The organism is Pseudomonas sp. PF05, from assembly GCF_056521845.1.
Genome location: NZ_JBWLPW010000001.1, coordinates 892,018 through 911,372, shown reverse-complemented (window position 1 = coordinate 911,372; position 19,355 = coordinate 892,018). Strand labels below are relative to the sequence as shown.

Sequence of the window (19,355 nt, the reverse complement as noted above, 5' to 3'; positions counted from 1 at the left end):
GGTGCCAGCGTTACAGGCACCAAGGACACATCGCTTTAGCTGGACCTCTTGCCATCAACCGGAAGGAGAAATGCAATGAGCCATCCTGATGCGCACGTCAGTGCTCTTGATCCATTCACTTGGCAATCGACCCTCGACAACAATCTGGACAGAAAAGGCCTGTTGCTCCGCCTGTTCGCCGAACAGCGACTCATGGCTGCGCAGGTGCGAGCCTGCAAGCTGGATCACAGGGACTATCTGCTTTCGCTGATTGATCCGGCATCGACAGTGGACGACGGCACTCGGCACTCGGCACTCGGCACTCGGCACTCGGCACTCATCAAGCATCGAGGGCCATCGAATGCGGAACGTCATCACCGAAGCGGCAAAGAAAGCTCATTGGGGCAAACTGCCAAGACATGGTCGGGCGCAAGGCATCGCTGCCCACTATGACGCGCAGACCTGCATGGCGGTCGTTCTCGATATCGAGGTGAGCGACGAAGGCCGCTTGATCATTCATGACGCGGTCGTTGTCGCGGACTTGGGCTTCTTGAAAAATCCTGGCCGCGTGCGCTCGCAGCTCGAAGGCGCTTGCCTGATAGGGATAGCGGTTGTGACATCCTGCGATTTTGATCCGACCACCGCAGATACCCAGCCCAAACCTGCCTATCGCACCCGTTGGCCACTCGTCTCATGGCTGCCAGGACAGATCGCGGTACACCTGATCAATCCCACCGGGGCTCCCGAAGCCGGCCAGCCCAGCCAGACCAGTTACGCACCTGTCGCCCGGGCCCTGTGCAATGCGATTGCCGCACGACAGTCGCGGGCATGCCGAACTGTCACTTCTGAGAGTGCAATCGCGAGTTCCTGAACAGAGTTAGGCCTAGATACTCATCTCGCGGTGCAAACTGCTCCAGCAACAAGCCGATTCAGTGCACGTCCGCATCCTGGACTCGATCCTGGACCTGAATGCACCGGATGGCGCCGAGTTTCGGTGCTTTCCGCCGGAAACGAAAAAAGGACCCGGAGGTCCTTTTTTCGTTCGCTGCATGATTCAGTTGAACTATGCAGCGCTATGTTTGGAGCGGGAAACGAGACTCGCATTTAGCGTCCGACCCTTTGAAATCTAAGGGGTTTATTTTCTTGCCAGAGCAGGAAAAGACTTAATTCTGGACTTGTTTTTAGGGTGTATCAAGAGCAAAAAAAGGGCATCGCGGCTTTGCTCCTTCTGCATGAATTAGGCCCCTTGAGAAGGACACGTGGCCGTTACCGCCCCTTCATCGAGTTCAACCTAATATTTCTGGGTCGCTTCGTCGGTTGGCTCAAGCCGATGCTCGCTTGCAGCAAGACCAACCTCTCAATCACGGTGTCAACCTGCTCCGTTCCGCGCTCATCCCGCTCCTCACTTACCAACGACCCCTTCCGGTAAATTGTTCAGTAAACGGCCGCGAAATAGAACAACCGCAAAGCGTCGGCGATCACGCCAAAAACGTATGGCCCCCGATGTAACTCATGATGGCCAGAACAAAAAACAAAAAGGCTATCGTCACGTAGTTGCTCAGCGCACCAAGAAATTTTGAAGGTGTGACTCTTCACTTCTGAGGTGCTGGATGTTCAGCGAAACTTAAGCTGCGCGACGAAGATGATGATGATGATCCAGGTCGTCATGTTCCCGGTAGCTGCAACTGCCGTTAGCCAGATGAACATCTTAGTGGGTGCCAGATAATTGAGGACCAGCCCAACAACGAGAATCGCTCTCGAACGTGTTCACGAAAGGGGCTAGTCGTCTACGTCGGCGAGCCCCAAGAGCAGGGTCAACCAACTGCCGTTGCGATGACCAAGCCTGTCACCATGACAACGAGCACAACCATGATACAAATCAGTTTACCGGCTGTCTCAGAACTAAGCCCCACAGCCTTGCCGCAGGCCCGCTCCGAGAAACGTCCCGAGGTACGAGCCAGGCCATTCACTGGTCCATAAAGATTGTCTGATCGGTCAGGGTCCTCCTTCTCGTCAGTGAGCTGACCATCCCACGCCCGTTTGGCCATGACCCGGTCAAGCAGACCGGGAAATAACATGCCGCCCAGAATTGCCTCGAATACTGCTTTGCCGAGCCAGAGTTCACGTGGAGCGTCGATGGCTGCGCGCAAAATCGACAGGGCGGCAACCTCCGGCGAGTAGATCGGGGGCACAGGCTTTGGCCGTTTTCCTAGAGTATTGCGGGCCCAGTCAAACTGCGGAGTGTTGTGTCCTGGTAACTGGACCATAGTCAGACGGATGCGGCTTTTATCGTGGATAAGTTCACTGCGCAGAGAGTCGGTGAACCCGCGGATGGCAAACTTGGCGCCGCAATAGGCTGCCTGCATAGGAATCGCGCGATAGGACAGTGCTGAGCCGACCTGGACAATGGTACCGCGGTCGCGTCCACGCATATAACGTAGTGCGGCGAGGGTTCCGTGAACGAACCCTAGATAGGTGACATTAGTCACTTGACCGATATCAGCCGCCTGGAGGGTCGATACGGGTCCAAAAAGCGTAACCATGGCGTTATTGACCCAGACCTCTATAGGCCCCAACTCTTGTTCGACGCGCTCGGCGGCACGATCCACCGCGGTGAAATCGGCCATGTCGCATTGGATCGTGAGTACCTTGGCGCCCATGTCCATCAGTTCATCTCGCGTGGCAGCAAGCCCCTGGCTTCCGCGTGCAAGCACTGCCACGCGATACCCGGCTCGGGCAAAAGCCACTGCGGTAGCGCGACCGACGCCAGCGGTCCCGCCGGTAATGACTGCCGTTGGCTCCTTCATGCAATCAACTCCTGCTTCATGACTCTGGTAAGGCTCAGCGGATGATCCGGTTCCAGCCACCAAAGCGGTGTCGAATCGGCCCCTTTGGTAGACTGAGGCCAATTACGAGTACGCCGACGATTAAACTCCCGACTGTCGAGGCCGTCGAACCGCCATCGAGAAACCAGGGCGCTGCCACAAGCCACAGTCCGATAGGCAGGTTCAGAAAGCGCAGCGACCTGGCTACCTCGGCCATAGCCAATACAGTGACGGTGAGCAGCAGCGAGCCCATCAGGTGATCACTGTTGGCCATAGCGCCTGCTGTGCCAAAAGTCAGCCGAGTGAACATCAGCCAGACGCTGAGTAAACAAAGCAGTAGCAGGTTCCATGGCACGTTGACACCGCGCAATCCCTGCTGCGCCATGTGCGATAGGCTACCGGTGAACTCGGGCGTGTCGTCTTGCCGGCAACCCTCCATCGCATCGCCTTTGAAGAAAGTCCGCCACATTGGCTTACCGCGGCGCTTGGCATCCTTGAGAAACTGCCCCATGGCAACCAGCTCATCGAGCGCATAGGGCATCATGACCAGCATCGCTAAGGCCTGGATAAGACACAGGGTGCACCACGTGCCAATAACGATCGGCTGAACGATGATGAAGAAGATGCTCACCGCGCCCAATGGCACCACCACTATACCGAATGCAGCGACCATCCACGGCATCGTGCGCCAGCGCCGGGCGTCACCCATCACCGCCATGGTCAACTCAATCATGTAGGCAAGCACGCCGACGCCAGCATCGGACACCGGCCAGGCACGCGACATGGGGGATGTAATGATGATCTCGGTGCCATTAGCCTTTACCGTAGGATCAGTGGAGGGCCCCCCAAAAAAAGGATCCCAGGCACTATTGGTATGACCGATCTGGTAGGCAGCGAGATAATGCGCAAGGAGAACCCCGATAAATGCCAGCAGGGCTATTGGCAGGCGTTGCAGCCAAGTCGAGGGATTGTAGTCCCAGCCCGGGGGCACGGAGCCTTTTTGCATCATCCCGCTCATGCTCATACCGGGCATCATTGGCACCAGCACAGAAAAAGCAATAATCAATCCGCCTACCAACAAAGCGTTCCCGTAGCTGGCGGGGGAAGGTGTCCAAAATACCAACGGCGCGCTGATCAACCAAAGCCCCATAACAGTATTGGCCCAATTGGCCCAGCCGACTCGCTTGAGTGAGAACAATGCGAACGTCACGATCAATATGCCACTAACGATATCATTCCAAGTCATCATCCAAGCGCGGGTGGCAACATCCGCAAGTTCTCGCTCGACAGCCAGACGAGGCAGATCAAGGGCGTCCGGCGCAATATTCAGGTAGCCGAAGGTGAAAGGTGCGCTGATTACCCAGAAGCCCAGCAACGCATTGAGGAGATGACACCACAACGTGGCTAAATGCCGACGCTCCATCATTTGCATGTGTTCGTCCATACTCTGGTCGGACTGCATCGCCCCCTGGCGCAAATATTTTCCTTGGTTTTCCATTGATCGAACCTCACTGGAATACGAAAGAAGACGGGCTGGCAGTGCAACAAGCCTACCCACAAATCGACCAAGTAAGCCGCTCGAGCCCAAATCCAAGCCGCTCATGGGCAGTTCTTATGGTCAGCTACTTAGGCCTGAGCGGCGTCCGCTACGGCCTGCTTACGCTGATAGCTGCCCTTATCAAGCCTACATGTGAGTACGCCTGCGGCAGGTTGCCACGCTGATCGCGGGTTGACGGGGCGATCACTTCGGCGAATAGGCCGAACTTACCCTGCAGGATGTGTAATCGCTCAAACAGGGCTTGGGCTTCAGCAAATGCGCCCAGCGCCGCAAGTGCCTCGACCAGCCAGCAACTACAGATAAAAAAGGCCCCCTCTCGGCCCTCCAACCCGTCCGGATCGCACAAGCGGTAGCGACGCAGAAGCCAAGGTTGACCTTCGATTGTCAAGGTCTTGCAGATGGCATGTACAGTGCCGCGATACAGCGCATGGTCGTATTTAATGAAACCGCTACGTGCGATCAAAAGCAGCGCCGCATCCAATTCCCGTTCGCCGTAAGCGCGAACGAAATGACGACCGTCCGCGCTGACGCCTTCTTGCAGCACCTGCTTGTGAATCGTCTCGGCCTCACGCTGCCAAGTCCGTACGTCGGCATTGAGTTGGTGTCGACGCTGCAACCATAGCGCACGCTGCAACCCGGTCCAGGCCATGACCTTCGAGTGCACGAACTGACGTGGCTCGCTCCGTATTTCCCAGATGCCTTGCCCAGGTTCGCGCCAGTGCGCAGCAATGAAATCAGCCACCGTGCGCATGTACGGCCAATGCGCGCGCAGTGCCGGCGCGTTCATTTCGTCACAAATGTACACACATTCGAGCAGCTCGCCGTAAATATCCAGCTGACGTTGCGTATCGGCGGCATTGCCGACCCGCACCGGTGCGGAGCCGCCATAGCCCTCGGCTTCTACGATGATCCGCTCCGTCGGCACAGGCTCGCCATCCACCGTGTAGAAGATCTTCAAGGGCATGCCCTGTCGCTCAACGGTGTCTTGCAGCCATTGCGCCCAGCGGTGTGCCTCTTCATGACAGCCAAGGGTAAATAATGCACCCAGCGTCTGCCCTGCATCGCGGAACCATGTGTAGCGATAGTCCCAGTTGCGCGTCCCCCCGAGTGCCTCGGGCAATGAAGTGGTGCCAGCGGCGATCACCGCCCCGGTCGGCTCGTAGATCAGCAGCTTAAGGGCTATGGCGCTACGCACGATTAACTCGCGATGAAGGACGGGACACTGCAGCCTGGCGCACCAAGCCCGCCAGGCATCAATTGTGGCATCCCGGCGCGCCCAGCATTGTTCCTGCGACAACGGCGTGGGCTGTGCTGAATCGAGCCCCGCGTACAGCGCCACTATAAAACGCTCTCCGACCTTGACCGAGCGCCGGCCGCGCCAGCCCTTGTCGGTGCGCTCCATCTGGAGCTTGGTGTCGAGTCGCAGCGGCGGGCTTTCAGTCTGCAACTGCCCCGACTCATTTGGTTCCCATGTTGCTAGCGACTGCCCGAAGCCTGACGCAGGCTCAAACACCAATTCGAAGTTCAGCTCCCCGGATACGCCTTCTACACACCAGAGCAGGCTCTGTTGCATGTTTTCTGCCGGCCATACCATAAACTGCGTGACGCGCGCCTCGCCTTCGGAATTTTCCCACCGCTGTTCAAGGACTGCGGTATTTTCCAAGTAGCGCATTCGCGGCTTGGCACCGCCGGTCGCTGAAAGATGCATCCGGCCGCCACGGGACCGGTCCAACAACCGCCAGATCACGGGATCAGCGTCAAAGCGGCACGGGCAGAACCATTGCAGCTCTCCATCCTGGCCGACCAGCGCTATCGAACGGCCGTCACCCAGAGCCGCCAACGAGTTGATAGAAGGATATCCATCGTACGCGCCATCGGTCATGGTTACAGTTCTCCGCGACTTGCCAACTGTTTGATTCGGTCAGCCGTACGGCAAGCAATGGCCTGAATAGTCAACGAAGGATTGACGCCCCCCACGGTGGGGAATACCGAGCCATCACAGATCCAAAGATTGGGGATATCCCAGCTGCGACAATCGGCATTGACCACGCTCTCTTCGCGACAGGATCCCATGCGCGCGGTGCCGTTGAGATGACAGGTGTCGTCCGTTTCTCGCCAGATGTCACGGCCTCCTGCCGCTTGCAATCCTTGCTCCATGAAATCCAACGAGTGGCGCACCAGACGCCTGTCGTTATCGCACAACGAAAAATCCAGCTTGGCGACGGGCAGGGACAAGCCATCCAGCCGATCGCTTAACGTTACCTGATTGCTCAATTGAGGCAGGGTTTCGCCAACGATTTTGAGTCCTGCAATGTGGTTGTAGCGCTGCATCTCACGGAGCAACGCTTCCCCCCAAAGCCCTCGTCCCGCTTGCACTGCAGCCCATGCCATCGGCAACGGTCCCTGACTCATGAAGCAGTAGCCACCATGGAAATCCTTGCCGCGATCCTCGTAATTCCAATGTTCGCAGAGGGCGAGAGAGGGTGGCCCCTTGTACGAGCGGACCTCTTCCGGCATCTCCCCCCACACCGCCTGGTTGAGTTGCACCATGAGGTATTTACCCACTAGGCCGGAACTGTTGGCCAAACCATCCGCAAACTTTGAATTGGCCGAGTTCAATAGCAGACGGGGCGTTTCAATTGCGCAACCTGCCACCACCACGTTGCGCGCCCGCTGGAAATGCCATCCCCCCTGACGATGGAAATGCACGCCCGAGGCCAGTCCGCGTGAGTCGGTTTCGATGCGCCCGACCATGGCCAGATCACGAATTTCGGCCCCGGCGTTGAGCGCTTTTGGAATCCAGGTATTGAGCACGCTCTGCTTGGCGTTGGTCGAACAGCCACTGACACAAAAACCGCGATAGACACACGGTGGCGCGTTTTCACGCGGTGCTGACAAAGTTGCCAATGGCGTCGGTGCCCAGGCGACCCCCATCGCTTCGCACGCCCGCGCCAAAACCAGCCCTGCTGCATTCACCTCATGATGACGATAGGGATACCGGGGACGCCGAGGCCCCCACGGGTAACGCACCGGCCCGGAAATTTTCAGCATCCGCTCGACTTCACCGTAGTAATGCCACATCTGCTGCCAGTCGATAGGCCAATCCGCTCCGTAACCTAGCAGCGATCGCGACTTAAACCACTCAGGGCGAAACCTGAGCGAAACCATCGCAAAATGCACCGTGCTGCCCCCGACCGCTCGCCCGCTGTTGTTCGAGCCCAGTTTCAAGGGATTGTTACCCGAGCAAAGGCGATCATCCAGCCAGAACAGTTTCTGTTGGTGCAGTTCATCCGATGCAAACTCTTCCAGCGGTCTCCACCAAGCTCCTGCATCGAACGCCACCACCGAAAAGCCCGCCTGGGCCAACCGACAGGCCAGGGTGCCGCCGCCAGCGCCTGTGCCGACAATGGCGAAGTCCACGGGCTGGTCCTGCGGATATTCGCGCATGGGCACCCATCCGCCCGCCCGGAATACATTCGGCGCCAGGCCATTCAATCCGCGCGGTGTGCGCAGCGCATCGAGCATATCGTTATCTAACATGGCGATTGACCTCAACGATCTGAAGTGCCTGGTCTTCCTTAGCCTCGGCGGGCTCCCAAGGGTCACGTCGATCAGGCCCCAGCCGCACGTAGCCGCGTGGACTGGCCGGGCCACCAAAGCCAATTTCGCTCCAAGCACTGGGATGGCTGTAATACGCTACGACCAGGTCATGCATCAGGCGTGATCGAAAAAGCAGTTGGCTTGGCAGATGGTCCCAACGAGGCGAAGTGACCGTGCCCTGCTCCACCGCGATAATCAATGCATGCTGTTGTTCGCAAGACAATTCATGGAAGGCCACGCCATGACATGACATGGCCTCCTCATCGATGGCGACCAATCCCTGACACCATGCCTCTGGCGCAGGTGGCAGGCGGGTATCGATATAGCCCTCGCGAATCGCATTGTGCAATTTGTGGTCGACCATGGCCGCCACAGGAATAGCAGGACGGTCAGCGGGTTGCGGCAAGACACAGGCGCAGAATGCCAGCAGGGTTCGCCATTGTGTGTCGTTGAAAAATCGAGGCAAGAGCGGCACCGCCAGACGTTGCTCGATAACAGTGCGGGTGGCTTCATTCCACGAGGGGCCACTTCGTTTATCCATTACGTCATAACCGGGATAACGCGTTTTCATGATCGATCTCGACGCAACTTGATATGCGTTTCGGCGTCGAGCAAGCGATGCGCTGCGAGCCCAGCCAGCGCCAGCCCCGTAAAGCCTGGTGGCGCGGGAATCGGGGGGCCGACCTGCAGATTCTGACGCCAGTTCTTCCACCCACCGAAATTGCGGCTCACGCCAAAGCCGTGGAAGCAGCTGCCCATCAGCCCCATGATCGCTGTCATGCGCAGCCCTAATCGAGACATCCAGCGCAGACGCGGTTGCGTTTCGCCTCCCAGTACGGTGGCTACCAGCAGACCAGCGGCCATCGGCGGCAAGCTGACCGGCAGGTACATGACGGGATTCTGAAACGCCCCCCTGAAATGTAACAGCCCAGCCTCCGCCACTGTTCCCAGCAAACCTGCTGCGGTCATCCAGGCGACCGCTTCACCGGCAGGCAGGCCGAATACTTTGGGCAACGTATCCTGGGCGGTATCACGAACCCGCTCACCGTAGACGCCGAGCAAGCCTGACAAAATCAGCGCTGCGGGAGCCCCGAGTGGTGCGGCATAAAACAGATTATCGGCATTGAAGCCACCGGGTTTACGGCTGATGTTGTAGAAGTGAAAAGCCGTGCCTACAAACCCCGTAATCACAGCACCGGTGTAGACGTAATCGCGCAGACGATGCGCTGCCGGCGACTGATCCTGCAAACCATGAGCGCTGGCCACCAGTGCCAGCGTGGAAGTCACCAGCGGCATGTACATGGCTCGATTATGAAAGGCTCCACGATAATGCTCCAGGGCGCTGTCCGCAGCGACGGATAGAGCGAGAATTCCCGCACCACGATTGAGGCGTCGAGCGGCGCAGATATGAGGCGAAGAAGCAGTGTGTGGCCCTTCGCAAGTGTCGTGACGCCGGCCACACTCAAGTTTCTGCCAGGCATACGCGCCCCCCCCAAGTACGCCCAGCGCACCGGCGGCCAGCAGTTTCAGCAAACGGCTTGAGGCCATGTCAACCCTCCCAGACTGCGCAGCATTCAACGTCCCTGTGTTTCAACTCCAGCCCAAGGCCCGGCCGATCCGTTCTCACGCGAATCTCACCTTGCTGAATAACCGGTGCTCCATCGAAAAACATCGATTCGATACGGGCGTGGTCGGCGAACCATTCAATGTGTTCAAGCCCTGTGGTCGTACATCCCAGATGCAGGTGCAGCGCGGGCGCGCAATGGGCCGAACAGACGCGGTGGGCGGCTTGTGTCAAGGCTGCGATACGGCGCCACCCCGTGACACCGCCACAGCGTGTGGCGTCAATTTGCAGCACGTCCACAGCCTCGGCTTGGAGCATCCGCATCGCGTCCTCAGGACACCAGATGTATTCCCCCGCCGCGATGTCGATGGGCAGTCCCGCCGCGCTCATCGCCTGACGCACCTGCGAGAGACCGGCAATATCATCAGAAGTGACCGGCTCTTCGAACCAACCCACGCCTTCATCTGCGACGGCATGGGCGAAGGTGATCGCCGTACGCACCGTATGCGCACCGTTGGCATCGATCATCAACTCAGCGACACCCACGGCCCTCCTTGCTTCCCGCACCCGCTCCAGATCCCGTGCGTGCTGGTTGCCGATCTTGATCTTGATCCGGCAACACCCGTCCCTCTGAGTCCAACCTTCCAGTTGCTCAATCAGCTCGGGCGTGTCGAACGAGGTAAAGCCGCCACTGCCATAGACCGGCACGCCATCACGCACCTTGCCCAGCAGGGTCGCAAGCGGCACGCCAATGGCGCGCGCCTTGAGATCCCAAAGTGCGATATCCACGGCTGAGAGCGCCATTGCCGCCAGCCCCGTACGACCAAGGTTGCGAACTTGCGCCTGAAGGCGATCGAACAGTGCCTCGACAGACCAGGCGTCGGCGCCCAACAGTCGCGGTTTGAGGGTCTCGATCACGAACCGGGCCATCAGCGGATCGGTATAGCTGTAGCCCAGCCCTTCGTGGCCACCTGCCTTTATCTGTACCACCACCATGCCGGTAGAGGACCAGCCAAGCGTGCCATCGGTCTCCGGCTCGTCAGTGGGGATTCTATAAGCCTTGGCAAGGACCGAAGTGATCGGTAGCGTTGGCGAAGCCTGAATACTCATGCGTCTTTCCCCAGGCCGGGCAGGAGTCTGCCGACGACCTGCCTGGCAGTCTGTTTGAGGATAGCTGCCTCGTCCGGATCGCCTTCGATCAGGATGCTGGCAAACTTTTTCGCCTGAACCCCGTTGATATCGTCCCAGGGGTAGCCAAAGATACGTGTCACGCTCCATTGACTGAGTCGCTCGATAAGAAAATCACTCACCGTCGCCATACGCTTTCTCCTTTGCGCCAAGCGTTTGAAAACGAAATTTCGCGAATGAAATTACGACTCGGCATCCGAAGAGGCGTTCAGAGAAATTCCATGAAACATTCAATGGAAAGCAACGAAGGGCTTGGCTCGGTCCCGGCCAGATAGCAGGTTTCGCTCAGGCATTTCGAGCACTGATCGCTGCGAAGCCATGCGCAAGAAAGGAGTGACTTACTGGGCGACTATTCGTCCCGCCATCACCTTTCATCGGGGTTCGAACCGGGTCCCGATCGACCGTAGGGTGGGAGCATCAAAGGGACCACCCTGCGTAAGCTGGCCTAACGAGTCATTATGTCAATGACGGGGCCGGCGAAAAGCAGCAATAGCCAGAACCCGCCCCCCAGCGCAAAAAGACGAACAAGAGCACTTTGGCTCTTGAGCTCGACGAAATACATCAGTATCAGGCACGCCTCGCCCAAGGCACATGTCAAGACGAGAGCGCCCCGATATGGAAAAGACGTCAGGGAACCGAGGATCGCAATGCCTAGCAAGACCAGTGCGCCCAGATAAACAGCGAACAATCGAGACGCAGTCATACGGGCCTCCCGATGAGATAGAGCGAAGGGTATAAAAAGATCCAGATGACATCCACGGTATGCCAGTAGAACGCAAACGTCTCGATTACAGTCACCCGCCCGGGCATCGGCAGGCGTCCCAGGCAAAGCCGCAGCCAAATGCCCAATCCCAGGACACTCGCGACCAGGATATGCAGCGCATGCAGCGCGGTGCTGATCAGATAAAGCCCCATGAACAAGCGTGCCGGCGGTTCTTCGAGGGGAGCCTGGGACGTGAGGACCGGCAATAGGCCTTCTGTGTATTCCCAGTGGTATTCGTAGCCCTTGAGCGCCAGGAAACCAATCGCCAATCCTACCGATACCAACAGCATCACTTTCAGGCGTGCCATTCTCGCCTCACGCGCCGCCAGGATGGCCAGGCTCATGGTAAAACTACTGGTCAGTAACAACGCGCTATTGACCCCACCCAACCCGTAATGCAAATGTTCGACCGCCTGACTGATCTGCGCCTCATAGGCGAAGCGGTAGTATCCGATGATGAACAGCAGGCCGCCGAACATCATGATCTCAGTACTCAGAAACAACCACATCCCCAGATACGCCCCCTCCCGCCGTTGCGCAGCGGTCTGGAACTGGTCGGTGATGGGGCTTCTAAGTCCGGCCATGGGTTGCCTCGGGGGGATAGTCATAGGCCTCGAAATCCACGACCGGAGTTTCCACGAAGTTATGCTTGGGCGGCGGTGAAGGCACGCTCCATTCGAGGCCTGCGGCAAGCCATGGATTGGCAACTGCCCGGGGGCCTTTGAACAGCGACCAGGTCAAATAGATGAACGGCAGCGTATACGCAACGCCGAGTACCGCCGCGCCGGCAGAAGACATGTCATTGAGAAATTGGTATTCGGGGCTGTAGCTATGATAACGGCGCGGCATACCCAGATAACCGAGAATGAACTGTGGAAAGAACGTCAGGTTAAAACCCGCGAACATCATGACCGCCGCCACGCGCGCCCAGAGTTCGGGATACAGCTTGCCAGTGATCTTGGGCCACCAGAAATGCAGCCCGCCGAAGTAGGCCGAGACCGCCGCCCCCACCATGATGTAATGAAAATGCGCCACGACGAAATAGGTGTCATGGACATGGACATCCGCAGCCAATAACGCGACGAACAATCCCGAAGTCCCGCCGAACAGGAACAGCGTCATGAATGTAAGGGTGTAGAGGAATATCGCGTTAATGGTCAGGCGGCTTTTGAAGTAAGTAGCCGTCCAGTTGTATGACTTGATCGCGGACGGGATGGCGATCAGAAAGCTCAACAGTGAGAACAGCATGCTGGCATACATCGACTGGCCCGCGACGAACATATGGTGCCCCCAGACCATGAAACCGAGGATCGCAATTGCCACGCTGGAAAATGCGACGAAGCTATAGCCGAAAATCCGCTTATGCGCCGAAGCGGTGACCAGTTCACTGATCACACCCATGCCCGGCAACAACATGATGTAAACCGCCGGATGGCTGTAGAACCAGAATAAGTGCTGAAACAGCAACGGATCCCCCCCCAGACGGGGGTCGAACACGCCGATGCCGAAAAAGCGCTCAGCAGCCAGCAGCACCAATGTGATTGCCAGCACCGGTGTAGCCAATACCAGGATCACCGAGGTGGCATAGAGAGACCACACGAACAATGGCAAGCGGAACCAGGTCATGCCGGGGGCCCGCAAGGTGTGGACCGTCACGATGATGTTGATGCCGGTGAATATCGACGAAAAACCGGTCACGAAGATGCCTATGATCACAGCAACCACATGACCGTGACTGAACATCGTCGACAATGGGGTATAGAAGGTCCAACCGGTGTCCACCCCGCCAGCAATCAGGGAACTCATGGTGAACAGACCTCCGCCGACCAGCAAATACCAGCTCGCGAGGTTCATGCGGGGCAAAGCCATGTCCTTGGCGCCAATCATCAAGGGGATCAGGAAGTTACCAAGCACCGACGGAATAGACGGAATCAGGAAAAACCAGACCATGATCACCCCGTGCAGCGTGAAGCTGCGGTTGTAGCCATCCGGCGTGAGGAAGTCGCCGGACGGCGTGATCAATTCGATGCGGATAGCGCCCGCCGCCAGGCTGCCCACGAAGAAGAAAAAGGTCACTGCGATCATGAAAAGAACCGCAATACGCTTGTGGTCGGTGGTCAAGAACCATGATTTCAGACCGTGTTCGATGTCCAGGTAACTTGGCTCGGTACTGGACACGTGGCGGATTCGAGAAATCATTGCGCGTCTCCGTTTTGCTGCGGCGTCGCCAGCGACTTGATATAGGCCACCAGGCGAAGCACAGCCTCTTCGTCCAGGACATTGGAAAAGGTCGGCATGATCGGCTCGTACCCGGCGGTGATCTGTTTTTGCGGCAACAGGATGGAGTCCCGAATGTAGCCGCTGTCCGCAATCACTTTGCCACCGTCGGCCAGCGCCACGGCGCGCCCATAAAGCCCCGACAGGGGGGGCGCGTGCACCAGGGCACCGTCGGGACGGTCAACGTGGCAACCGCTGCAACCAAACTGACGAAACAGCCCTTCCCCCTGTCGCGCCAGGCTTTTCGAAGTACCGGACTCCTCCAGCCAGCGCTCGTACTCCTCAGGTTTGAGCACCACCAGTTTGACCCGCATTGTCGAATGATCGGTGCCGCAATATTCCGCACATTTGCCCTCGAAGGTGCCGGGCTTATTGGCCTCGAACCACATGTGCGTATAAGTGCCTGGCAATGCGTCCTGTTTGTTGCGCATGACCGGGAAATAGAGGCTGTGGATCGCATCTTGAGAAATCAGGTTGAGTTTCACCGGCCGCCCCACAGGCACGTGCAGCGCATTGATTTCACGCTGGCCACCCGGGTGTTGGAACTTCCACATCCATTGCTTGGCCACCACATGGATTTCCATCGCGTCCGCCGGTGGTGTACGAGAGACGTAGTAAAGCCGGGAAGACAGGACGAAAAGCACCATGGCCCCCAGGAACGGCAGAGCTATCCAAGTGATCTCGATCTTATGGTTGCCGATGGAGCGATGGTCCCGGGGAACTTTTGTACCCTGGCGGTAGCGAAAGGAAAAGACCAGCAAACAGACAAATACAGGCAACACGAATAACAACATCATCCCGGTAAACGTTGCCACCAGCCAATCCACTTGCCCGGCGTAATGGGAGGCCTGTTCGGGCCAGAACTTGATGAACGTATTCTCGTTCATGGCGTTCTCCCCTTGCGTAGCCAATCGCGACGCAGCGCCCAGCCAATAAAACCGATCAGTAGCAATACCGTCATGACGCCTGCGATTTTCAGCGCGAGCATCACCACGCTGTCATATCCTCCGACTCGGGGGTTGTAGTGGTAGCAAAGCAAAAGCAATTGATCGCCCAACGACCCGACATTGCCCTGGCCCGCCTCGGTGATCGCCAGTCGCATGTCATTGGGTTGATAACCGAGGCCATAGAGCCAGCGAGCCAAGCGCCCTTGCGCCGTCAGCACGGCGATGGCCGACACATGAGCATACTGTTGCACCTTGGGATCGTAGCGATACCGGAAGCCGACCGCGTCGGACAGCGCTTTGGTCGCGACATCATCACCCACCAGGAAATACACACCCTTGGCATCAACCTGTTGTGGCCAACGCTGGCGCAGTTTGTTCATCTCTTTTTGCGCGTCAGCCACTGTTTCAGTTGGGTTGAAGCTATAGGCAATCAGATCGAAATCCTGGCCGACACGGTAATCCAGCGCCTCAAGAACGTTGAACAGACTCGCCAGTTGCGCTCCGCAGACATTCGCACAGGTGTAATACACCGGGGCCAGCACGACCGGCCGCTTGCCCAGCAGATCGCCCAACCGAACGGAACGTCCTCGTTGATCCGTCAATCGCGTCGCCAAAGGAACCGAGGCGCCTGGCTTTTGATCGATGCCGGCCGATCCAAAGGGGTCGAACAGCTCTGCCGCCTGGACATTCAGGCACCCGATGAACAGCACCGCACAGCCAAGCCACCATCGCGCCAGCCGTTTTGTAACGTTTGAGTCGATCACGGTGCACGCTCCTGCTGGCCCTGGCGCAACAGCGGGTAGCGCCGCTCCCCTGGCCGCCATTGCGCCCGGGTCGTCCAGCCTGTTCGCACCAACTCAGCCTTGGCCTGGGCAATCGGAATATGCGCGATGCCACGACGCGGATCGACCCAACCGCTGCCGGCCAGGCGCTCCCGGGCTTGCTGGATAATCCGCGCGCCGTGACTGGATGGATCGGATTCCAAATGGGGTTCAGGCACTGGCTCGCGCTGTGTTTCCAGAGGGGTCAGGGGCGGTTGACGGACCGACGCCCCATAAACGAAAAGGGTCAGCTTGACCACCGTCACACAGAGTGCCAATGCCACCACTAAGCCAATGCCTGTATAAACAATGGCTGCTACGTGAACGTCCCGTTGCTCGAAGCCCTTTTCTTTCGACAATTGTTCGGTATCAATGTCCATCGACCCTCCTTGGAGCCAGAATCGTCCCCACCAGGCCGCCAAACCCCAACCAAGCGGCCAACGCGAACACAAGCGCAATGACCGGGACCAAGCCTTCCAGCGCAGGCAACACCAGCCAAGCGCTTTCAAGCAGGCCCAAGGCCAGCGTGATAAGGCTCAGCGTGGCCAAGACGCCAGGCCGCTCACTCCACGGAAACAACAACGCTAGCGCGACTAACGCACCTTGCCCGAGGGCTATCACCCAAAGCATGTATGCCCAAACGCCAACCGCACGGACCTCATACCAATTGATTTCACGGGGCAAGTCGGCCGACCAGATCAACAGATATTGCATGAAGTGCAGGTACAACCAGGCGTGAACGGCGGCTGCCAACAAACCGCGCAGCACGCCAGGACGTGGTGCGTGCCGTGACAAGGCAAACAGAATCGCCAGCGCAATGCCCGAGAGCATGGACCGTCCAAGGTACAAGAGGCCAAAGATCGAAGAATGGAAATGCCGATCAAGTGTCATGATCCAGTCAATTCCGGCAGCCGAAACGGTCAGGACCATCAGGATGGCACCCACTGCTGCCAGTTCCGGCCGCAGGCGGACAAGAGGCAAGATCCACCGGGCCAGGGCAATCCAGGCCGATGCATACAGGACAGCCCTGAAAATGAAGGACCCAGGGGATAGCCAGGCACCTCGGAACCCTTCGAATTGCTCATGGCTCCAGGCAAAAAGTTGATCGAGCCCCACGAGCATCGGCAGCAACATCACAACGATCATCGGCACGGTTCGCGCGATCGCGGCGGCACCCGGCCAGAGCATGTCTCGCCAACTGCCCGAGACGAGGGCCAGGAGCATGGCCAACGTCAGGCCGCCTAGGGGTAAGGCCGCCACGCCGACCAATCCCACCAGGCAGCCGGCCAGGACTTCGCGATCAGCGAAAAAACTCCCCACAAGCAGGAGGAGTCCGCCCAATAGCACGGCTGAAACAGCCCAACGGCGGACTGTCATGGATGAGCCTGCGTGGCATGCCGCTGGTGAACCGTCAAACGATCCGCCTCGGCATGTCGGCTCAATTGAAGCGCACGAATATAGGCGACGATTGCCCAACGATCAGCCGGCTCCACCCGTGCCGCATAGCTGTACATCTGTCCGTAACCGTAGGTCATTACGTCGACCAAATGCCGGTCTGGCGCCTCGCGCAGCCGCTGCTCGGTAAAGTCCGGCGGTTTGGGAAACCCTCGGGCCACCACGGTCCCATTGCCATCACCCGCCAATCCGTGGCAAGGCGAACAGTAGATATCGAAGCGCTCCTGGCCTCGATCCAGCAACGCCTGGCTCATCGGTGGCCGTTTTTGCAGCACAGCCGCCCGTTCAAGGGCTCCACGGGCAATGGTTCCGGCCGGTGGGCTCTGGTTGACTTTACCGTCGGAAAAAAATTCGCTGCCCCCCTGGTCTTTGGCCTTGCGTTGGCGAGACATATCATCGCAGCCCCCCAGTGCCAGAAGCGCTGCGGCGAGCACCAAGCAACGCCACCTCGGGATCACATCGCCACCCGCGTCACGGAGACTGCGCGGTCGGCAAGCCAAAGTGCCGTCTCGACCCCATCGAAGCGGGGGTCATCGCTGCGTATGCAGAGGAGGAATCGATCATCCATCGCCCGTCTGAACACGTCGGCTTCAAACAGTGGATGGTGCAACCGTGGTAGTCGGCACAGCCAGTACAAACCGAACACCGAAAAAATCGCCCCGAACAGCACCGCCATCAGGAAGGTCACGATCATGAACGCCGGCAGGGCAATCAAGGGGCGCCCGCCGATGTCGATCGGGTAATCCAGACTGGCGTAGACCTGCAGGCCGAAGCCACACAGAGCCCCCAGCAAGGCGCCACCGATGCCGAACCACAGCACGCGACGGTCCTCGAGCCGAAACGGTTTTTCCAGCGCTGCGATGGGGAATGGGCTGTACGCCTCGAGCCGGGAATACCCCGCCGAACGCGCCGCCCTGGAGGCATCGACCAATGCCTGGGGTGTGGCAAAATCGGCCAGCAAGCCGTAGAGGCGTGTCTCATTCATGCTTGTCTCCTCGCGCGTGGAACAACGCTTCCTTTACTTCGAAACAAGACACCATTGGCACGAACCGGATGAACAGCGCGAACGGCATGAGAAACAAGCCAAAGGTCCCGATGAACAACGCCCATTCCCAAAAAGTCGGCCCGTAGGCATTGCTCCACATCGACGGCATGAAATCCCGCGTGACCGGGGTAATGACCAGCATGAATCGTTCAGCCCACATGCCGACCAGCACCGCCATGCTGGTAATGACCAGCAATGACGGACTGCAGCGCACCCGACGCCACCACAGAGCTTGCAGCATGACGACGTTGCAGAAGATCGCCAGCCAAAAGCTCCAGGCGTTCGGCCCGCAGAGTCGGGTCATGGTCACGTGCAGCTCCTGTGGCTCGCCGCTATAGAACGCCGTGAACAGATCGGCTATGTAACCGTACGAAGTGAGCCAGCCGGTTGCCAGAATCAGCCGGCCCAACTGGTCCAGATGCCGCAGGGTGATCAGACGCTCATACCCCAGGAACCTACGCAAGCCACAGGCAATCACTGCCACCAGGGCGAAACCGGAGAACACCGCCCCGGCCACGAAATACGGTGGAAAAACCGTCGAGTGCCAGCCCGGTTCAAGCGCCAGATCCAGCAAAAAGGAGTAACCGCTGGAAACCGAAAACACCAGGGGCACCGCGAGCAACGCGATGAGCCGATAAGCCCGGCGCCAATGCGCCCAATGCGACGCAGCTCCGCGCCAACCAAGCGCCAGGACGCCATAGAACAACTGCTGGCGGCGTGTCCTGGCCCGATCCCGGGCCGTGGCGAAATCCGGTACCGCACCGATATAGACGAACAACAAGGACACCACCAGGTAGGTGACTACTGCAAAAAAGTCCCAGGCGGTAGGGCTTTTGAACTGCGGCCACAGGCCCAGTGTGCTTGGGTACGGCGCGGTGTAGAAAAACAACCAGGGACGCCCCAGGTGCAAGATGGGATAGATGCCGGCACAGACAACTGCCATGACGGTCATCAGTTCCGCCAGCCGGTTCAACGAATTGCGCCAGGGACGGTCCAGCAACAACAGCAGCGCGGAGATGAACGTGCCGGCGTGGCCGATCCCCAGCCACCACATATAGTTGAGGATCGCGAAGGCCCAACTCACCGGAATATTGTTGCCCCATACCCCAACACCTTTGTAGAACAGAACGATGACCGAGACGCCGAACAACAAGAGCAAAGCCATACCGGCACCGAACAAAACCCACCATTGCTGCCGGTGACCAAACACCAGCGGCGTATCGATTATCTGCTCGGACACCCTGCCATAGGCCAGGTTCTTGGGCAGAAAATGCGGAGTGGCGGCCATCAGTGGCGCTCCATGGCCAAACGGCCAGCACGCTCGGTTCCAGGC

18 protein-coding genes are annotated in these 19,355 nt (G+C 58.5%); 1 reads left to right on the top strand and 17 read right to left on the bottom strand.

The annotated features are described in order from the left end of the window. Nucleotides 1-340: 340 nt before the first annotated feature. Nucleotides 341-850 carry a hypothetical protein gene (locus tag AC09SL_RS04055; protein ID WP_196764442.1) on the top strand — a complete coding sequence of 170 codons (510 nt, stop codon included), beginning with the start codon at nucleotides 341-343 and terminating at the stop codon, nucleotides 848-850. A gap of 943 nt (nucleotides 851-1,793) precedes the next feature. On the opposite strand, the gene AC09SL_RS04050 is transcribed toward AC09SL_RS04055, so the two are convergent. The 17 genes from AC09SL_RS04050 to nrfD form a co-directional block, all read right to left on the bottom strand. Then, nucleotides 1,794-2,786 (bottom strand): SDR family oxidoreductase, encoded by a 993-nt coding sequence (locus AC09SL_RS04050; protein ID WP_058542097.1) that lies wholly within the window; start codon nucleotides 2,784-2,786, stop codon nucleotides 1,794-1,796. Between the two features lie 34 nt (nucleotides 2,787-2,820). Continuing rightward, nucleotides 2,821-4,407, bottom strand: a complete 1,587-nt coding sequence (locus tag AC09SL_RS04045) for a vitamin K epoxide reductase family protein (protein WP_231139222.1) — start codon at nucleotides 4,405-4,407, stop codon at nucleotides 2,821-2,823. 43 nt (nucleotides 4,408-4,450) lie between these two features. Continuing rightward, nucleotides 4,451-6,244 carry a glycoside hydrolase family 15 protein gene (locus AC09SL_RS04040; RefSeq protein ID WP_058542096.1) on the bottom strand — a complete coding sequence of 598 codons (1,794 nt, stop codon included), beginning with the start codon at nucleotides 6,242-6,244 and terminating at the stop codon, nucleotides 4,451-4,453. A 2-nt stretch (nucleotides 6,245-6,246) separates the two neighbouring features. Continuing rightward, nucleotides 6,247-7,902, bottom strand: a complete 1,656-nt coding sequence (locus AC09SL_RS04035) for a GMC family oxidoreductase (protein WP_058542095.1) — start codon at nucleotides 7,900-7,902, stop codon at nucleotides 6,247-6,249. Further along, nucleotides 7,892-8,533, bottom strand: coding sequence for a gluconate 2-dehydrogenase subunit 3 family protein (locus AC09SL_RS04030; protein ID WP_064106792.1), 642 nt, complete (start codon nucleotides 8,531-8,533; stop codon nucleotides 7,892-7,894). Before AC09SL_RS04030 ends, AC09SL_RS04035 begins: the two co-directional genes overlap by 11 nt. Beyond that, nucleotides 8,530-9,510: a hypothetical protein gene (locus tag AC09SL_RS04025; protein ID WP_081264395.1), complete on the bottom strand. Its 981-nt coding sequence runs from the start codon at nucleotides 9,508-9,510 to the stop codon at nucleotides 8,530-8,532. The genes AC09SL_RS04030 and AC09SL_RS04025 overlap by 4 nt, the downstream gene beginning before the upstream one ends. A 1-nt stretch (nucleotide 9,511) precedes the next feature. Beyond that, nucleotides 9,512-10,636 carry an enolase C-terminal domain-like protein gene (locus tag AC09SL_RS04020; protein WP_058545220.1) on the bottom strand — a complete coding sequence of 375 codons (1,125 nt, stop codon included), beginning with the start codon at nucleotides 10,634-10,636 and terminating at the stop codon, nucleotides 9,512-9,514. Further along, a complete protein-coding gene (locus tag AC09SL_RS04015) occupies nucleotides 10,633-10,845 on the bottom strand; it encodes a hypothetical protein (RefSeq protein ID WP_058545219.1) in 213 nt (70 codons plus the stop codon). The genes AC09SL_RS04020 and AC09SL_RS04015 overlap by 4 nt, the downstream gene beginning before the upstream one ends. A gap of 568 nt (nucleotides 10,846-11,413) precedes the next feature. Beyond that, the gene (locus AC09SL_RS04010; protein WP_058545217.1) at nucleotides 11,414-12,061 is read right to left on the bottom strand and encodes a cytochrome c oxidase subunit 3; all 648 of its coding nucleotides are present in this window, start codon (nucleotides 12,059-12,061) and stop codon (nucleotides 11,414-11,416) included. Continuing rightward, nucleotides 12,048-13,676 carry a cytochrome c oxidase subunit I gene (locus AC09SL_RS04005; RefSeq protein WP_058545216.1) on the bottom strand — a complete coding sequence of 543 codons (1,629 nt, stop codon included), beginning with the start codon at nucleotides 13,674-13,676 and terminating at the stop codon, nucleotides 12,048-12,050. The genes AC09SL_RS04010 and AC09SL_RS04005 overlap by 14 nt, the downstream gene beginning before the upstream one ends. Further along, nucleotides 13,673-14,641, bottom strand: coding sequence for a cytochrome c oxidase subunit II (gene coxB / locus AC09SL_RS04000; RefSeq protein ID WP_058545215.1), 969 nt, complete (start codon nucleotides 14,639-14,641; stop codon nucleotides 13,673-13,675). The genes AC09SL_RS04005 and coxB overlap by 4 nt, the downstream gene beginning before the upstream one ends. Then, the gene (locus tag AC09SL_RS03995; RefSeq protein WP_231139221.1) at nucleotides 14,638-15,465 is read right to left on the bottom strand and encodes an SCO family protein; all 828 of its coding nucleotides are present in this window, start codon (nucleotides 15,463-15,465) and stop codon (nucleotides 14,638-14,640) included. The genes coxB and AC09SL_RS03995 overlap by 4 nt, the downstream gene beginning before the upstream one ends. Next, complete coding sequence (locus tag AC09SL_RS03990; RefSeq protein WP_058545214.1) at nucleotides 15,462-15,902, bottom strand: hypothetical protein; 441 nt, start codon at nucleotides 15,900-15,902, stop codon at nucleotides 15,462-15,464. Before AC09SL_RS03990 ends, AC09SL_RS03995 begins: the two co-directional genes overlap by 4 nt. After that, complete coding sequence (locus AC09SL_RS03985; protein WP_155742061.1) at nucleotides 15,892-16,791, bottom strand: hypothetical protein; 900 nt, start codon at nucleotides 16,789-16,791, stop codon at nucleotides 15,892-15,894. The genes AC09SL_RS03990 and AC09SL_RS03985 overlap by 11 nt, the downstream gene beginning before the upstream one ends. A 104-nt stretch (nucleotides 16,792-16,895) precedes the next feature. After that, a complete protein-coding gene (locus AC09SL_RS03980; protein ID WP_058545212.1) occupies nucleotides 16,896-17,369 on the bottom strand; it encodes a c-type cytochrome in 474 nt (157 codons plus the stop codon). 62 nt (nucleotides 17,370-17,431) lie between these two features. Then, nucleotides 17,432-17,962 carry a DUF3341 domain-containing protein gene (locus AC09SL_RS03975; protein ID WP_058545211.1) on the bottom strand — a complete coding sequence of 177 codons (531 nt, stop codon included), beginning with the start codon at nucleotides 17,960-17,962 and terminating at the stop codon, nucleotides 17,432-17,434. Continuing rightward, a complete protein-coding gene (gene nrfD / locus AC09SL_RS03970) occupies nucleotides 17,955-19,310 on the bottom strand; it encodes an NrfD/PsrC family molybdoenzyme membrane anchor subunit (protein WP_058545210.1) in 1,356 nt (451 codons plus the stop codon). The genes AC09SL_RS03975 and nrfD overlap by 8 nt, the downstream gene beginning before the upstream one ends. Nucleotides 19,311-19,355: the final 45 nt, after the last annotated feature.

Coding starts and splice junctions, on each gene's coding strand:
- AC09SL_RS04040 (WP_058542096.1), bottom strand. CDS start 6,244: ATGACCGATGGCGCGTACGATGGATATCCTTCTATCAACTCGTTGGCG.
- AC09SL_RS04035 (WP_058542095.1), bottom strand. CDS start 7,902: ATGTTAGATAACGATATGCTCGATGCGCTGCGCACACCGCGCGGATTG.
- AC09SL_RS04055 (WP_196764442.1), top strand. CDS start 341: ATGCGGAACGTCATCACCGAAGCGGCAAAGAAAGCTCATTGGGGCAAA.
- AC09SL_RS04010 (WP_058545217.1), bottom strand. CDS start 12,061: ATGGCCGGACTTAGAAGCCCCATCACCGACCAGTTCCAGACCGCTGCG.
- AC09SL_RS04015 (WP_058545219.1), bottom strand. CDS start 10,845: ATGGCGACGGTGAGTGATTTTCTTATCGAGCGACTCAGTCAATGGAGC.
- AC09SL_RS04025 (WP_081264395.1), bottom strand. CDS start 9,510: ATGGCCTCAAGCCGTTTGCTGAAACTGCTGGCCGCCGGTGCGCTGGGC.
- AC09SL_RS04045 (WP_231139222.1), bottom strand. CDS start 4,407: ATGAGCGGCTTGGATTTGGGCTCGAGCGGCTTACTTGGTCGATTTGTG.
- AC09SL_RS04005 (WP_058545216.1), bottom strand. CDS start 13,676: ATGATTTCTCGAATCCGCCACGTGTCCAGTACCGAGCCAAGTTACCTG.
- AC09SL_RS04020 (WP_058545220.1), bottom strand. CDS start 10,636: ATGAGTATTCAGGCTTCGCCAACGCTACCGATCACTTCGGTCCTTGCC.
- AC09SL_RS04030 (WP_064106792.1), bottom strand. CDS start 8,533: ATGAAAACGCGTTATCCCGGTTATGACGTAATGGATAAACGAAGTGGC.
- AC09SL_RS03980 (WP_058545212.1), bottom strand. CDS start 17,369: ATGTCTCGCCAACGCAAGGCCAAAGACCAGGGGGGCAGCGAATTTTTT.
- AC09SL_RS04050 (WP_058542097.1), bottom strand. CDS start 2,786: ATGAAGGAGCCAACGGCAGTCATTACCGGCGGGACCGCTGGCGTCGGT.
- AC09SL_RS03990 (WP_058545214.1), bottom strand. CDS start 15,902: ATGGACATTGATACCGAACAATTGTCGAAAGAAAAGGGCTTCGAGCAA.
- AC09SL_RS03975 (WP_058545211.1), bottom strand. CDS start 17,962: ATGAATGAGACACGCCTCTACGGCTTGCTGGCCGATTTTGCCACACCC.
- coxB (WP_058545215.1), bottom strand. CDS start 14,641: ATGAACGAGAATACGTTCATCAAGTTCTGGCCCGAACAGGCCTCCCAT.
- nrfD (WP_058545210.1), bottom strand. CDS start 19,310: ATGGCCGCCACTCCGCATTTTCTGCCCAAGAACCTGGCCTATGGCAGG.